General features: G+C 61.2%; 17 protein-coding genes. 8 read left to right on the top strand and 9 right to left on the bottom strand.

Going from position 1 to position 13,569, the window contains the following annotated elements; translation table 11 throughout:
• Window position 1: 1 nt before the first annotated feature.
• Genes argC through K663_RS11190 form a run of 4 tightly spaced genes read right to left on the bottom strand, consistent with a single transcriptional unit; the run spans window position 2 to window position 3,677 of the window.
• Window positions 2–946: an N-acetyl-gamma-glutamyl-phosphate reductase gene (gene argC, locus K663_RS11205; RefSeq protein WP_062117409.1), complete on the bottom strand. Its 945-nt coding sequence runs from the start codon at window positions 944–946 to the stop codon at window positions 2–4.
• A complete protein-coding gene (locus K663_RS11200) occupies window positions 943–1,851 on the bottom strand; it encodes a C40 family peptidase (protein WP_062117407.1) in 909 nt (302 codons plus the stop codon). Before K663_RS11200 ends, argC begins: the two co-directional genes overlap by 4 nt.
• Window positions 1,811–2,218 (bottom strand): MarR family winged helix-turn-helix transcriptional regulator, encoded by a 408-nt coding sequence (locus K663_RS11195; protein ID WP_062117404.1) that lies wholly within the window; start codon window positions 2,216–2,218, stop codon window positions 1,811–1,813. The genes K663_RS11200 and K663_RS11195 overlap by 41 nt, the downstream gene beginning before the upstream one ends.
• Before the next feature lie 55 nt (window positions 2,219–2,273).
• The gene (locus K663_RS11190) at window positions 2,274–3,677 is read right to left on the bottom strand and encodes a leucyl aminopeptidase family protein (protein ID WP_062117402.1); all 1,404 of its coding nucleotides are present in this window, start codon (window positions 3,675–3,677) and stop codon (window positions 2,274–2,276) included.
• Window positions 3,678–3,816: 139 nt separating this feature from the next.
• Between K663_RS11190 and K663_RS11185 the strand changes: the two genes are divergently transcribed.
• Together K663_RS11185 and K663_RS11180 are read left to right on the top strand one after the other, a co-directional pair.
• On the top strand, window positions 3,817–4,017 hold the full coding sequence (locus K663_RS11185; RefSeq protein WP_062120785.1) for a hypothetical protein: 201 nt from the start codon (window positions 3,817–3,819) through the stop codon (window positions 4,015–4,017).
• Window positions 4,018–4,271: 254 nt separating this feature from the next.
• Window positions 4,272–4,865 carry a DUF4163 domain-containing protein gene (locus K663_RS11180; RefSeq protein ID WP_235589431.1) on the top strand — a complete coding sequence of 198 codons (594 nt, stop codon included), beginning with the start codon at window positions 4,272–4,274 and terminating at the stop codon, window positions 4,863–4,865.
• Between the two features lie 44 nt (window positions 4,866–4,909).
• Here K663_RS11180 and rimO read toward each other — a convergent pair whose 3' ends face one another.
• The 4 genes from rimO to serS all read right to left on the bottom strand — a co-directional run bounded on the left by rimO (window position 4,910) and on the right by serS (window position 9,547).
• Window positions 4,910–6,292 (bottom strand): 30S ribosomal protein S12 methylthiotransferase RimO, encoded by a 1,383-nt coding sequence (gene rimO, locus K663_RS11175; protein WP_201026628.1) that lies wholly within the window; start codon window positions 6,290–6,292, stop codon window positions 4,910–4,912.
• Between the two features lie 54 nt (window positions 6,293–6,346).
• Complete coding sequence (locus tag K663_RS11170; protein WP_062117396.1) at window positions 6,347–7,390, bottom strand: potassium channel family protein; 1,044 nt, start codon at window positions 7,388–7,390, stop codon at window positions 6,347–6,349.
• Between the two features lie 19 nt (window positions 7,391–7,409).
• Window positions 7,410–8,174 (bottom strand): 5'/3'-nucleotidase SurE, encoded by a 765-nt coding sequence (gene surE, locus K663_RS11165; RefSeq protein ID WP_062117392.1) that lies wholly within the window; start codon window positions 8,172–8,174, stop codon window positions 7,410–7,412.
• A gap of 95 nt (window positions 8,175–8,269) precedes the next feature.
• Window positions 8,270–9,547, bottom strand: coding sequence for a serine--tRNA ligase (serS, locus tag K663_RS11160; protein ID WP_062117387.1), 1,278 nt, complete (start codon window positions 9,545–9,547; stop codon window positions 8,270–8,272).
• A gap of 90 nt (window positions 9,548–9,637) precedes the next feature.
• Between serS and K663_RS11155 the strand changes: the two genes are divergently transcribed.
• The 4 genes from K663_RS11155 to K663_RS11140 all read left to right on the top strand — a co-directional run bounded on the left by K663_RS11155 (window position 9,638) and on the right by K663_RS11140 (window position 12,325).
• Window positions 9,638–10,078 carry a host attachment family protein gene (locus tag K663_RS11155; RefSeq protein ID WP_062117384.1) on the top strand — a complete coding sequence of 147 codons (441 nt, stop codon included), beginning with the start codon at window positions 9,638–9,640 and terminating at the stop codon, window positions 10,076–10,078.
• A 132-nt stretch (window positions 10,079–10,210) separates the two neighbouring features.
• The gene (locus K663_RS11150; RefSeq protein WP_235589430.1) at window positions 10,211–10,861 is read left to right on the top strand and encodes a hypothetical protein; all 651 of its coding nucleotides are present in this window, start codon (window positions 10,211–10,213) and stop codon (window positions 10,859–10,861) included.
• Between the two features lie 573 nt (window positions 10,862–11,434).
• Window positions 11,435–11,899 (top strand): RNA polymerase-binding protein DksA, encoded by a 465-nt coding sequence (dksA, locus tag K663_RS11145; RefSeq protein ID WP_062117381.1) that lies wholly within the window; start codon window positions 11,435–11,437, stop codon window positions 11,897–11,899.
• 63 nt (window positions 11,900–11,962) lie between these two features.
• Entirely contained in the window at window positions 11,963–12,325 is a 363-nt protein-coding gene (locus K663_RS11140; RefSeq protein ID WP_062117378.1) for a PilZ domain-containing protein, read from the top strand.
• Window positions 12,326–12,433: 108 nt separating this feature from the next.
• Here the strand turns inward: K663_RS11140 and K663_RS11135 are convergent, their stop codons facing one another.
• Window positions 12,434–12,589 carry a YdcH family protein gene (locus K663_RS11135; protein WP_081570468.1) on the bottom strand — a complete coding sequence of 52 codons (156 nt, stop codon included), beginning with the start codon at window positions 12,587–12,589 and terminating at the stop codon, window positions 12,434–12,436.
• A gap of 187 nt (window positions 12,590–12,776) precedes the next feature.
• On the opposite strand from K663_RS11135, the gene K663_RS11130 reads away from it, so the two are divergent.
• Both K663_RS11130 and K663_RS11125 read left to right on the top strand, forming a co-directional pair.
• Window positions 12,777–12,956, top strand: a complete 180-nt coding sequence (locus tag K663_RS11130; protein WP_037463399.1) for a YdcH family protein — start codon at window positions 12,777–12,779, stop codon at window positions 12,954–12,956.
• Window positions 12,957–13,074: 118 nt separating this feature from the next.
• The gene (locus K663_RS11125) at window positions 13,075–13,554 is read left to right on the top strand and encodes a DUF1465 family protein (protein WP_062117372.1); all 480 of its coding nucleotides are present in this window, start codon (window positions 13,075–13,077) and stop codon (window positions 13,552–13,554) included.
• The last annotated feature ends 15 nt before the right edge of the window (window positions 13,555–13,569 follow it).

Raw genomic sequence — 13,569 nt, 5'->3', positions numbered from 1 at the left:
GTTAGAGCCGCAGGCCCGTAGTCTCCGGCAGTCCGGCCAGGATGTTGAGGTTCTGCACTGCCGCGCCTGCCGCGCCCTTGCCGAGATTGTCGAGCGCCGCCACCAGCCGCACCTGACCTGCCGCCTCATTGCCGAACACGAACAGTGCGAGCCGGTCGGTCGCGCCCACATGTTCAAGCGCAAGCTGGTTGGTCGTGGCGCTTTCCTCCAGCGACGCGACGCTCACCAGGGGAGATTCGGCATAAGCCTTCGCCAAGGCTGCATGAATGTCCGTCACTTTGGGGGCGGCCGCCATGGCGTGTAACTGCAGGGGCACCTCGACGATCATGCCGCGATAGGCATTGGCCACCGCGGGTGCGAAAATCGGCGCGTGAGCGAGGCCGGAATAACGCTGCATCTCCGGGATATGCTTGTGCGCCAGGCCGAGGCCGTAAGGGCGGAAAGCGCTCGGCGCACCCTGCGGCGCTTCAAACTCCGCGATCATCGCCTTGCCGCCGCCCGAATAGCCGGACGCGCCCGAAACGGAGACCGGCCAGTCAACAGGGAGCAGCCCCGCAAGTACCAGTGGCCGAACCAGAGCAAGGAAGCCGGTTGGCCAGCAGCCCGGATTGGAAACGAACCGTGCATTCGCCAGCTTTTCCCGGTGGCCCGGTTCCAGTTCGGCGAAACCATAGGTCCAGCCTTCTGCCACGCGATGCGCGGTGGACGCGTCGATTACACGCGTATGCTTGTTGCCGATCAACGCCACGGCTTCCCGTGCGGCATCGTCCGGCAGGCACAGAATGACGATGTCGGCGGCGTTCAGCGCTTCCCGGCGCGCATCCGCATCCTTCCGCTTGTCGTCATCCAGTGTGATGAAGGACAGTTCAGGCCGTCCCGCCAGCCGCTCGACGATCTCAAGGCCGGTGGTGCCTACGCCGCCATCGACAAAAATCTTATGGGTCACGCGCCGATCCTCCGCCGCGAAATGATAGGTTGCGCGTGATCGCTGGCTAAACGCGCCACGACATCGGCCAGGGGTTCGATCACTACCGCCATCCAGTGGGCGTTGGCATGCAGCAGGTTTTCGCCATCCGTCATGATGCCGACATGACCGGGAAAGAAGATGAAGTCGCCGCGCTTCGCCGCTTCGTCCGAAGGAAGGGAGCTGCCGATTGCATCGCGTTGGAGGTCGGTGTCCCTGGGCGCCTTGATCCCGCATTGGCCCAACGCTACCTGCACAAGCCCCGAACAGTCGATGCCGCGATGGCCACGTCCGCCCCAGACATAGGGCTGTCCAAGATAGCGCAGCGCTACCGCGACCCAATCTGTCTCCAGCGCATCGACGCTCACGGCGTGCCGCTCATGCACATAGCCTTCGGCGCAGGCGATGAAGCAATCCTGGGCTTCTCCCCGGAACAAGGCGCCCCCCGGCCAGTAGTCGCGTACCGGCGATTTGATGTCTGACGCGCTGAACAGGGGTGCGGTCCCCGCGAACACGCGATGATTCGTTTCCTCGTGGATGTCGAGCGCATCGCGCCGCACGTAGCCGACATAGCCGTCATGCCCGCAGAAGCCCCAGGCCCAGTCGGTGGTTACGTCCAGCGCATGGAAGCTTTCGCCCCGCAGCAATTCGCTGACTGCGGTTGCGGTAATGGATGGCGCGGAAAGCAGCGGAGCGCCGGCGGCGACGCAGGTTAATTCGATCGCCCGAGCGTAATGCGCCGAAAACAGCACACCCGCCAGCGACAGATCCGCCAAGTCACCGCGCGCCGCGTGAACGCGGCTGTCGAGCTTTACAGAGCGTCCATCCAGTTTGAACCGGATGCGTTCAGGTGGTGTGTTCCGCAGAGGAGAGGTCATGGCGTTCATCGCGGCCGGTTCCTGCGATGAAATGGTGAAAGGCGTCAAGGAATTCCGCCCCCTTGGGGGTCCGTGTGATGAAAATATTACGCCGATCGGCGGCATCCCGCTCGCGACGGAGATATCCCAGCGCTGATAGCTTGTTGAGCGCGCGCGTAATGACCGGCTTGGAAACGTGCAGCGCTTCGGCGAGTCCCCTGACTGTGTGAGGCCCTGACATGATGTAGACAGTCATCATCAGCGCCATCTGGCGATTGGTAAGATCGGGCCTGCCGGATCGCACATAATCGACCAGCGTGCGCATCCATTGGCCAAGCGGCTTCAGACCCGGGCGGTTCAGCTCAGTCGTCTGATCCTGTGCAGGGGAGACATCCATGCCCGGGTAACGCACAATGGCCAATCCGGTTGCGTAACGGCCTCACCTCACGGGATCATTTCTGCGCTGAATTCCCATAGCGTTGTTGAAGCAGATGGAAAACCGCCCGCAATCCCAGCGCTTCGCCGCCCTTGGGCCTGCCAGGTCGGGGGGCAGGGCGCCAGGCGAAAGTGTCCAGATGCATCCATTTTGCCTGGTCGGGGACGAAGCGCTTGAGGAAGAGGGCTGCGGTAATGGCGCCGGCAAAGCCACCTTCGCCTGCATTGTTGATGTCGGCGATGTCTGACTTGAGCATTTCAGCATAGCCGTCCCAGAGCGGCAGCCGCCAAGTCGGATCGTCTACCTCACCGCCAGCGGCGTCCATGTCGGCGGCCAGCCCTTCATCATTCGTGAAAAGGGCGGGGAGATCGGGGCCCACCGCGACGCGTGCCGCGCCGGTAAGCGTTGCATAATCAATGACCAGTTCCGGCTCGCCCTCTCCAGCCAAGGCCAGAGCATCGGCCAGCACCAGCCGCCCTTCCGCGTCGGTGTTGCCGATCTCTACCGTCAACCCCTTGCGGCTGCGCAGGATGTCGCCCGGCCGGAATGCATTGCCGCCCACCGCATTTTCCGCCGCCGGAATCAACAGGTGCAGCCGCACGGGCAGGCGCGCGCCCATGATCAGTCTGGCAAGCGCCAATGCGTGCGCCGCCCCGCCCATGTCCTTCTTCATAAGGCGCATGGCCGAGGAAGGCTTGATATCCAGCCCGCCGCTGTCGAAGCAGATGCCTTTGCCGATAATGGCGATGCGGGGGTGCGCGGGATCGCCCCAATGCAGTTCGATAAGGCGGGGTGCGAACGCCTTGTCGGCCGCGCGGCCGACAGCATGGATCATCGGAAAACCCTGTTCGAGCGGATCGCCCTTGATGACGCTGAAGCGCGCGCCGAAATTCTCGGCTATCTTCGCCGTTTCAGCTTCGAGTTGCGCTGGACCCATGTCCCCCGCCGGTATGTTGACAAGATCCCGCACCAGCGCGACGGCTTCTGCCAGCCGGACTGCCGGATCGATCTGGGCAATCTCTTCCGTCAGCAGCACGCGCGGGCCGGTTGAATTTTCATCGCGGCGATAGCGGTCGAAGCGATATTGCGCGGTCAGCCATCCCAGCATCGCTGGCCCGGCTTTGGCGTCTGCGAGCCGATACTGCCCTTCCGGAAGAACCTCCGCTAGTTTGGCGAGGCACCAACTGCTCAGTTTCGAACGGTTGGCGACACCCGCTACGACCGACCACTCGGCAGAACCATCGCCCGGAATAATTGCATGCTCGTAGCCCTTTCCCGCAAATTTCTGCGCGGAGGTGATCTCGCGCACCCGCTCTGGTTGGGCGTTGAGCCAGGGTTCGAAGCTCTCCGCATCGACGAGATGGATCATATGCGCGGGCTGATTGTTGTCCGCTTTGAGCAGGTTTGAATAATCGGTCATGCCTGGAGTCTGGACAAGGAAGCGACGGTTTGAAAGCCCCATTTTTCGCCGCGTTGTCGTCTCACTTTAACCACGCAGCATTTGCGTGGCGCAGGCAACGGGCCTAGATTGATGCAAAGCCAAGAAGGAGAGCGACATGATGATGCATGGCGATGATGCGCGGCTTCAGGCGCTGCGGGAGCGTGCTTACCAGTTGGCCGAAACCGGGCGGTACGATGGCGCTCATGCGGTCGAACAGGCGCTGGTCGCGGAAGGCTGGGCCAATGCCGCCGCCGCATTGCGGAGCGGATATACCCGCAAGGCGATCAGCGAGCGTTGTCTGGCAGCCAAGCCGCATTGATGCTGCGTCATATTAAGGGGAAGGCAGGGCCGCTCCTTGGGCTGACCCTGCTTTTCTGCGCCTGTTCACCCTTGGCGCAGGATCAGGTGGGAGCAAGCTCAAACGACAGCGGAAATGATACAGCGACGGCAACGTTCGTGAGTCGTATGGCGGGTGCGGAACAGTCGGCGGCGCCATCCGCGAAGCCATTTCAACAATCCGAAAAGACGGATCTGCTCGAATTCCTATACGCTTGGCCCACGCAAGCCGCCGCGGTGCCAGACATCGTAGCCAAGTTTCGCAAGGATATGAACACCGGCAAGGCCGACGCGTTGAAAATGGCCGCAGATGATCGCAAGTCAGCCCAGCAGTCCGGCTATCCCTTCCATGCCCATAGTCTTGAAACGCGCTGGACCGTCGCTGCGGACACGCCGCGGTTCCTGTCTTTGCAGTCGAGCCGTTACACCTACACCGGCGGCGCGCATGGCATGACCGGCTATGATACGCTGCTCTGGGACAAGGCGCGCAATCGCGAGACGAGCATGCGAGCCGTGATGACGTCCCCGTCCGCTTTCGCGGCAGCGATACGCGATCCTTTTTGTTCCGGCCTTGACCAAGCCCGAGCGAAAAAGCGCGGTGGGCCTATAATGCGTGGCGATGACCCCTTCACCGAATGCGTCGATCCGATGAAGGAAACATTGGTGCCTGTTTCCAAGGACGGCGAACTGATCGACGCCATCAAAGTCGTGATTGGCCCTTATAGCGCCGGACCCTATTCAGAAGGCACCTACGAAGTCCATCTGCCAGTGGATGCTGCGATGCGCAAAGTCATCAAGACCGAATATCAGGATGCCTTCGTCACCAGATAGATCGATTCGCTGGACCTCTGCAAGGCTGCCGCCTTCGGCGGCCTTTATGCGACGGGCACCCCGTAAAGATCGTGCTCGTCGGCATCTTCGATCCTTACATCGAAGACGTCGCCCGCTTTCCGGCCCTCGCCGACATCGCGAAGGAAGACATTGCCGTCGATCTCCGGCGCATCCGCCTGGCTCCGCGCGGTTGCGCCGATCGATCCATCTTCGTCCGGTTCGCCGACCTCATCCAGAATGACGGGCAGCACCCGCCCGACTTTCGCGGCCAGCTTCGCGGCGCTGATCGCGGCGGTCTTTTCCATGATCCGCTGGTAACGCTCTTCCTTCACCGCTTCTGGAACCGCGCCGGGCAGATCATTGGCAGCGGCGCCCTCGACCGGTTCGAAGCGGAAAGCGCCTACGCGGTCCAATTGCGCCTCATCCAGCCAGTCGAGTAGATATTGGAAGTCCGCTTCCGTCTCGCCGGGGAAGCCGACGACGAAAGATGACCGGATCGAGATGTCGGGGCAAATGCCTCGCCACTTGCGGATACGGTCCAGCACCTTGGCCTCGTTCGCCGGGCGTTTCATGGCTTTCAGCACGTTGGGGGATGCATGCTGAAACGGAATGTCGAGATAGGGGGTCAGCAGCCCCTCGGCCATCAGCGGGATCACATGATCCACATGGGGGTAGGGGTAGACATAGTGCAGGCGCACCCAAGGCGCATGACCTTCGGCCGTGCGCAATTGACCAAGTTCACGGGCTAGGTCGGTCATGTGCGCGCGGACTTCGCGGCCCTTCCAATTGCGCGGCTCGTGCCGGGTATCGACGCCATAGGCCGATGTGTCCTGGCTGATGACCAGCAGTTCCTTCGTCCCGGCATGTACCAGTTTTTCCGCTTCACGCAGCACCGCGTCCACGCGCCGCGAAACCAGGTCGCCACGGATCGAAGGGATGATGCAGAAGGAACAGCGATGGTTGCAGCCTTCCGAGATCTTCAGATAGCTGTAATGCCGGGGTGTCAGCTTCAGGCCGCCTTCGGGCACCAGATCGACAAAGGCATTGGGCACGGGCGGTGAAGCCTCATGCACGGCGTTGACCACCTGTTCATATTGATGCGCGCCAGTGACCGCCAGCACCTGGGGGAATTTCTGGCGGATCAACTCCGCCTCATTGCCCATGCAGCCGGTAACGATGACGCGGCCATTTTCGGCAATCGCCTCGCCGATCGCCTCAAGCGATTCTGCCTTAGCCGAATCGAGGAAACCGCAGGTGTTGACCAGCACGACGTCAGCCCCCGCATAATCGGCGGACATCTGATATCCGTCAGACCGCAGCTTGGTAAGGATGCGCTCGCTATCGACCAGTGCCTTGGGACAGCCCAGAGACACCATGCCGACCTTCGGCGGTTCGGGAATTTTGGTTGCCATGATCGGCGCGCACATAGGGATTTTCGTGCCAAATGTCACGCGGCACTGATAGGGTCAGCTTAAATCGGGCTATTCGCCGACTGCATCCCCTTGAACGATCTCGATGATAAGGTCGCCCGGTTCCAGTTTGCGGGCGCCTTCTTCCCAGAAGCCGACCATATGTGCGGCCCGATGGATGCGCAGGCCCAACCCAGTCGTGATGGCGGATAGAGGCTTGCCGATTTCTTCCGGCAGCACCTTTCGCTCGTTCAGCTTCACTCGCCCGCCTGACGCAGCCAGGTCTGCCATATAATCGGCAATGTGAGGCCCGCTCGTGCTGCCTGCCAGCAGCAGCCCGGCAAAGCTGACCGGATTGATCACGGTTGTCGCCCCCGCCTGCCGTGCAGGGAGTTCGTTATCCTCATTGCGCACGACGATGCTGATCGGCAGGCGCGGCGCGAGGTGCCGTGCTGTAAGCGTGATCAGGATGGAGGTGTCGTCGCGTCCCGCCGACACTATCATGGTGCGCGCGCGGTCGATCGCGACATCCTTCAATGTCCTGTCGCGCGTCGAATCGCCGCACATGACATTGCAGCCAAGATCCTCGGCCTCCATCAGCGGCTTTTCCTGGGGATCGATCACGACAATCTCGCGCGGATCGACGCCACGTGCGAGCAGTTCGCGCACTGCCTCACCGCCACTCGTACCAAACCCGGTGACGACGATATGATTATGCAGATCAGCCTGAATACGCGCCATGCGCCACCTGTAGAAAATATTGCGGAGGAAAAGATTATAGGCCGTGCCGAGGAAGATCAGCCAGACGAAGAGCCGTATCGGAGTCACCAGCAGAGCTTCGAACAGGCGTGCTTCCGGGCTGACCGGCACGATGTCGCCATAGCCTACCGTGGTTACCGTGACGGTCGTGAAATAGAGAACGTCGATGAAGCTGATCTGGTTATCCAGGTTGTCCTTTAGCCCGTCTCTCCCAAGCCAGTGCAGCGCCAGAACCACCGCGATCAGCCCGAAGACCAGCGCCACCCGCCACGCGAGGTCTGCCCATATCGGTATCGCCGATCGCCGCCGCAAAAAGCCTGTCTGAGCCATTGGAAGGCGGGCGGGATTGATCCTCATCGCGCGCGCCGCCGTCCCGTCACTGCTCAAACAGTCGGGCCGTGGCGGCCATCGCGCTATCCTGCGTCAGATCGTAATGGAGCGGTGTCACCGTCACATATCCCTCCGCGATCGCTGCCAGGTCGCTGCCCTCGGGCACGGCTGAACTGCTTCCCAGGCCGAACCAGTAATAGTGATATCCACGCGGATCGGTCCCTTCCACGATACGTGTCCGATCAATGTCGTGAAATCCCTGCCGCGCAACGCGGATGCCCTTCACTGCTTGAGGATCGATAGCCGGGAAGTTCACGTTGAACAGCAGGCGCGGGCTTGCTGGCATGGCGATCAGTGGCCGCAGCACCTTTTCTCCCCAAGCGCGGGCCGTGGCGAACGGGACAGCGTCGCCCATCCCCTCGCGTGGGTAAACCTGGCTCAGGGCTATCGACTTGATGCCTGAGATGGCCCCTTCCATCGCGGCGGAGACGGTGCCGGAATATGTCACATCCTCGGCCAGGTTAGCCCCACGGTTGACGCCGGAAAGAACCAGATCCGGCCTGGCGTCCTTCATCAGCTGTCCGATCGCCATCATCACGGCGTCAGTCGGCGTTCCAGTGACGCTATAATGCCGCTCGCCAAGTTGGTGAATGCGCAGAGGGCGCGTCAGCGTCAGGCTGTGGCCGGCGCCCGACTGCTCCTCCGACGGAGCCAAGATCCAGATATCGTCGGACAGCGTCCGCGCAATTTCCTCCAGCACCTTCAGGCCGGGCGCATGCACGCCGTCATCATTGGTGAGCAGAATACGCATAGACACTCTCTAACATCCGTTCGCATCGAGCGAAGCCGAAAAGCCGATGCGCCCCGATCTTCGACTTCGTCCGAAACGAACGGGGCAGGCAGTGCTCAGCGGGGAATGAGCCGCGTAGTCCCGCCCATATAGGGCAGCAACACTTCCGGCACGATCACGCTGCCATCCTCCTGCTGGTAATTTTCGAGTACCGCGACCAGCGTGCGGCCGACCGCCAGCCCCGATCCGTTCAGCGTGTGCAGGAAGCGTGTCTGCTTTTCGCCTTCGGGCTTGTAGCGCGCGTTCATCCGACGCGCCTGGAAGTCACCGCAGTTGGAGACCGAGCTGATTTCCCGATAGGTCTGCTGGCTGGGCAGCCAGACTTCCAGGTCATAAGTCTTGGCGGCGGAAAAGCCCATGTCGCCGGTGCACAGCAGCATTTTGCGATAGGGCAGGCTCAGTGCCTGGAGGACGCCTTCGGCCGCTGCGGACATACGTTCATGCTCCGCATCCGATTCCTCGGGCTTGCAGATCGCGACCAGTTCCACCTTTTCGAACTGATGCTGGCGGATGAAGCCGCGCGTGTCGCGCCCTGCGGATCCTGCTTCCGAACGGAAACAGGGGGTCAAGGCCGTGAACCGCAGCGGCAAGCTATCGGCTGCCACGATCTGTTCGCGCACCAGATTGGTAAGGCTCACCTCGGCCGTGGGGATAAGCCAGCGCCCGTCTGTCGTACGGAACAGATCCTCGGCGAACTTGGGAAGCTGCCCGGTGCCGAACAGCGCCTCGTCCCGCACCAGCAGCGGGGGATTCACTTCCTCATAGCCATTTTCGCCGGACTGACGATCCAGCATATATTGCGCCAGTGCCCGGTGCAGCCGCGCCATCTGACCGCGCAGAGCCGCAAAGCGCGCCCCCGACAACGCGGCGGCGGCTTCGAAATCCAGCCCCAGTGCGGGGCCGAAGTCGGCATGATCCTGCGGTGCGAAGGTGAATTGCCGTGGCTGGCCCCAGCGCGCAACCTCCACATTGGCCGCCTCGTCTTCGCCTTCCGGTACATCAGCGGCGGGCAGGTTGGGGATGGCCGCCAGCATCGCGTGCAGGCGTTCGCCCACATCCCGGTCTTCATTCTCCAGCGCGGGCATGCTTTCCTTGAGCGCAGCGACCTCGGCCTTCAGTGCCTCGGCTTTCTCCATGTCCTTTGCCGCCATCGCTGCGCCGATCGCCTTGCTCGCCTCGTTGCGCCGAGCCTGGCCCTGCTGCAGTTCCGTCTTGAGGGCGCGGCTGCGTTCGTCGAGCGCCAATATCTCGGCGCTCAGCGGGGAAAGACTGCGGCGGGCGAGACCTGCGTCGAAAGCTGCGGGATTTTCGCGGATGAAGCGGATGTCATGCATGCGTCTGCCCTATGCCGTTACGCGCCAAGCCGCGCAACCCTGCGCGCTTCCAGCCGTTGGTCATGTGAATGACAAGGAAAGGAGCCGATAATGTGGATTGATCACGGCGCGATGGTGTTGGTCGCCGATGGGCGCAAGATGCTCGTGTTCAGGAACAAAGGCGATCGCACGAATCCAAATCTGGAAGCCGAAACGGTGAAGGTGCAGGATAATCCCTATGACAGGGATCAGGCGTCTGACGCGCCGGGTCGGGCATTCAATTCAGTGGGCAGCCGACGTAGCGCCATGGAGCAAACCGACTTTCATGAGTTGGAGGAGACTCGCTTCGCGGCGGAAGCCGCCGATCTGCTCAAACGGGGCGCCCTTTCCAACGATTATGAAAAGCTGATCGTCGTCGCGCCGCCCACGGCCCTGGGCGAAATGCGCAAGCGCTATCACAAGGAAGTGCAGAGCCGCCTGGTGGGAGAGATCGCCAAGGATTTGGCCAATCATCCAGTGCCCGAGATTGAGCGGATCATCGCCCAGAGTTGAATATCGATCTAACGGAGACGGCAAAGAAAAGGGCGGTCCATCAAGGCCGCCCTTTCTGCTTGCCATGCGCGCTTGTCAGGACGTCAGGCGGCTTTCTTTCGCTCGGCAAACCGCCGCCTTGCGAACAACGCGATGGCGCCAGCACCGAATAGCAGGACCATCGGCGGCGCAGGCACTTCGGTGCCCCCGGTGCTGGTCGATCCCCCGGAACTGCTTGAAGAGGTGGAAGACGAACTGCTCGAAGATGAGCTTGATGAGGAAGATGAGGAGGATGACGACGAGCTGGAGCTCGAAGTGGAAGACGACGAACTGCTCGTCACGTTACCGCTGGACGTGGACACATTCCCGCTCGATGTAGACACGTTACCGCTGGAGGTGGACACGCCACCTGTCGATGTCGAAACCCCGCCCGTGGAAGTCGAAACGCCACCGGTGGAGGTTGAAACACCGCCGGTAGAGGTCGAAACGCCCCCCGTGGTCGAACTGGTCGAACTGCTGATCCCGCCGGTTGAACTGCTGGTCGAGGATATCACCACCGATCCGCCGCTGCTTCCGCCGCCGCTGCCGCCGAAGAACCCGCCGATGAACCCGCCGCCGCCGAAACCGCCACCGCCAGCCATCACAACCGGCGCCGCGCCGCCGCCCGACATGACCGGCATTTCACCCGCCACCATCGGCGGAGGCAGGGGGATTGGCGCGCCCTGCGTGGTCACCGTGACGGTTTGCGGGGCGCAGGACGTGACCGTCTTGACGACCTTGCGCTTCACGGCGCGGACGGGATAGCGCTTGCGTGGCGCCGCCTTCACGCTCTTGGAGCTGTGGACCACCGCGGGCCGGGGGGTTTCCGCGACATGCACCGCGCCCCCACCTATGATCGCACCACCGCAGGTGCAGGCGCATAATTTGGCCAATGCCATCCGTACCGACATAGGGATCCACTCTTGTTCATCGTCAAGCTGTTCTGGTCATGTCTGTTGCCATCAATGACCGAAGAGCTTTTGCCTTCATATAACAACGCAAAAGAACAGGTTAACTTCAACGCTGTTAACCGTGAATATGGTCGATAAGTGGATGAGTTATATAACGAAAGGCCAACTTTTATGGTTAACGTCTCATTATGAAACGCTGATCGTTGCTTGCGAGTATTTGTACTGTCCAAGGGTGGGTGATCGATGAGGGGCAGGAGGCCTTTGCCGAACGCCCGTTTTTCGCCGACCCGCTGGTCATGGCGGTAGCGACCGTTCAGTGGAATGCGTGCTTGTGTCGTCTCTCACCGCTCGTTATTAGGCGCCGTCAATCATAAGTCATGGGTGACCGGTACTTTTTCCGCCGGCGCCTCTCGAGTCGGAGAGCCAGATGGCATCGGTCCTGAATTCCGATAAAGACGGCCAAAATCCGCCGAAATCGGCTGTAATACTTCCCCCCGACTATCGCCCTTCGCCTGATGAAGAGTTCATGAATCCCATGCAGCTCGAATATTTCCGGCGGCGGCTATGGGACTGGAAGAAACAGATCCTGACAGAGGCGGAAGGCACACTTGCCGTTTTGCAGAATGAACCGCTCCGCGAACCCGATCTGAATGATCGAGCGTCAAGCGAGACGGATTGGTCCATCGAACTGCGCACCCGCGATCGCCAACGCAAGCTGATCTCCAAGATCGACGCCGCGTTGCGCCGTATTGACGAGGGCGAATATGGATATTGCGAAGTGACCGGCGAACCGATCTCGCTCGGACGCCTGGAGGCGCGGCCAATCGCAACCATGACGGTCGAGGCGCAGGAGCGGCATGAGCGTCAGGAAAAGGTTTCGCGCGACGATTAACGCTTTGTCCACCGCTCGCTGGCAAGATCCCGGAAAATAGCGGGTTATTGCAAGGGATTGGACATGGATAGCGATCAGGGAATGGCGGAACGAGGTCCGGCTCGGTCGGGTCCGCGTGACAGCCTGTTCCTGCTCACCAATTTGAAATCGAGCGAGGGGACGCCGCTTGGTCGTGCGCGCGTGCGCAACCTTTCCGCGACCGGTCTGATGGCCGATTGCGAACGGCCAGTGCCCGCGGGCGCGGTCATCATGCTGGAGCTACGCGGCGTGGGCCGTGTCAACGGCAAGGTGGTTTGGTCTCGCGAGGATAAGATCGGCGTCGCCTTCGACGAAGAAATCGACCCGCAACTCGCTCGCAAACCGGTATCTGCCGGGGCGCGCGAACGCGCACCCACCTATCTTCGTCTGCATCAAATCGGTCGGTAAAAAATGGAGCGCAGCTTTATGGGGTAGCGCGCTCGTCTCCTTCATTTTCCTGTAGGGGAAGGGCGGGCGGCCTTGCATGGCTACGCCGCGCCCTCTCTCAATGTCGGATCAGTTCCGCGACATTTCCTCTTTCAGCCGCAATTTTTGCTTCTTGAGCGAGGCGACCAGGATAGCGTCCGGCATCGGCCGACTCGACTCCGCCTTAATTCGAGCCTCAAGCCCTGCATGCTTGGCCGAAAGAGCTGAAATGTGGCTATTTTCCATGACATTCTCCTGATGAGGGTGATGGACGAATGAATAGATCATAATTCAATCGCTCTGTCTTTCCGCGAATCGGGCTTTGCGATAGGCCGCCTGCAAATTTGCGATGGTCCGATCGGGCATGCCGGGCTATCAGGGGCCGTCCGCAAAAGGCTGAGAAAGTGGGTAGTGGGTGAGCCGGGAAGACATCATGCGACGGCTGGAACTGCTGCGAGTCGAGCATCGCGATCTCGATGACGCCATAGCCGCGCTTGTCGAAAGTGGAGGCCGCGACCAGATGCAGGTTGCACGCCTCAAGAAGCGCAAGCTGCGTCTGCGTGACGAAATCGCTTTGCTTGAGGATGCACTTGTCCCCGACATCATCGCTTGAAGGTGATCGACCGATTGTTGGTTAACTTCGGTCCGACCGGCCCTGAATGAGACAATCTCACCGGAAACGCATGCGCCGGGACTGACAAGCGTGCGCTTTTATGTCAGTGATTCGCCCTATGTCTCGTGCCGTCACTCTTGACCGTGGCCTGCATCGACGTCTGGTCGATGGCCTTTATCTGGAAGCCATGGTCATGGCGGACGAAGCCCGCGCCTATTTCGATCTGCGCGACACGGATGAGCCGGAATTGGAAGATCCCCTCCGCCGGGTTTCCTTTGCATGCGAATCGCTCAAGGTCACGACACGGCTGATGCACATAATCGCCTGGTTGCTGAGTCAGCGGGCATGGCAGCGCGGCGAGATCGCAGATGCGGAGTTGGCGGACGAAAAATACCGGCTTGGCCGCGCGACCAATACTGATCCCGAGATCGTGGCGTCTTTCCCTTTTGCAGCACGCGCACTCATCGAGGCGAGCCAGGACCTCTATGATAGGGTTGCGCGCCTGCAGGATCGAATGGATCGGATGGCCGGTTCGCGTGGCCAGCGGGAAAGCAGCCCGGCTCGCGCATTGATGGACCGGCTGAACACAGCCTTTTGAAATCTGTGCAAGACC

The sequence above is a fragment of the Sphingobium sp. MI1205 genome (genome assembly GCF_001563285.1).
Classification (GTDB): Bacteria; Pseudomonadota; Alphaproteobacteria; order Sphingomonadales; family Sphingomonadaceae; genus Sphingobium.
The sequence above is the reverse complement of the archived record's forward strand: the minus strand, read 5'-3'. Positions and strand labels throughout refer to the sequence as shown.

Coding starts and splice junctions, on each gene's coding strand:
- K663_RS11200 (WP_062117407.1), bottom strand. CDS start 1,851: ATGAACGCCATGACCTCTCCTCTGCGGAACACACCACCTGAACGCATC.
- K663_RS11195 (WP_062117404.1), bottom strand. CDS start 2,218: ATGGATGTCTCCCCTGCACAGGATCAGACGACTGAGCTGAACCGCCCG.
- K663_RS11190 (WP_062117402.1), bottom strand. CDS start 3,677: ATGACCGATTATTCAAACCTGCTCAAAGCGGACAACAATCAGCCCGCG.
- K663_RS11185 (WP_062120785.1), top strand. CDS start 3,817: ATGATGCATGGCGATGATGCGCGGCTTCAGGCGCTGCGGGAGCGTGCT.
- rimO (WP_201026628.1), bottom strand. CDS start 6,292: ATGTGCGCGCCGATCATGGCAACCAAAATTCCCGAACCGCCGAAGGTC.
- K663_RS11170 (WP_062117396.1), bottom strand. CDS start 7,390: ATGAGGATCAATCCCGCCCGCCTTCCAATGGCTCAGACAGGCTTTTTG.
- surE (WP_062117392.1), bottom strand. CDS start 8,174: ATGCGTATTCTGCTCACCAATGATGACGGCGTGCATGCGCCCGGCCTG.
- serS (WP_062117387.1), bottom strand. CDS start 9,547: ATGCATGACATCCGCTTCATCCGCGAAAATCCCGCAGCTTTCGACGCA.
- K663_RS11155 (WP_062117384.1), top strand. CDS start 9,638: ATGTGGATTGATCACGGCGCGATGGTGTTGGTCGCCGATGGGCGCAAG.
- K663_RS11150 (WP_235589430.1), top strand. CDS start 10,211: ATGGCGCCAGCACCGAATAGCAGGACCATCGGCGGCGCAGGCACTTCG.
- dksA (WP_062117381.1), top strand. CDS start 11,435: ATGGCATCGGTCCTGAATTCCGATAAAGACGGCCAAAATCCGCCGAAA.
- K663_RS11140 (WP_062117378.1), top strand. CDS start 11,963: ATGGATAGCGATCAGGGAATGGCGGAACGAGGTCCGGCTCGGTCGGGT.
- K663_RS11135 (WP_081570468.1), bottom strand. CDS start 12,589: ATGGAAAATAGCCACATTTCAGCTCTTTCGGCCAAGCATGCAGGGCTT.
- K663_RS11130 (WP_037463399.1), top strand. CDS start 12,777: ATGCGACGGCTGGAACTGCTGCGAGTCGAGCATCGCGATCTCGATGAC.
- K663_RS11125 (WP_062117372.1), top strand. CDS start 13,075: ATGTCTCGTGCCGTCACTCTTGACCGTGGCCTGCATCGACGTCTGGTC.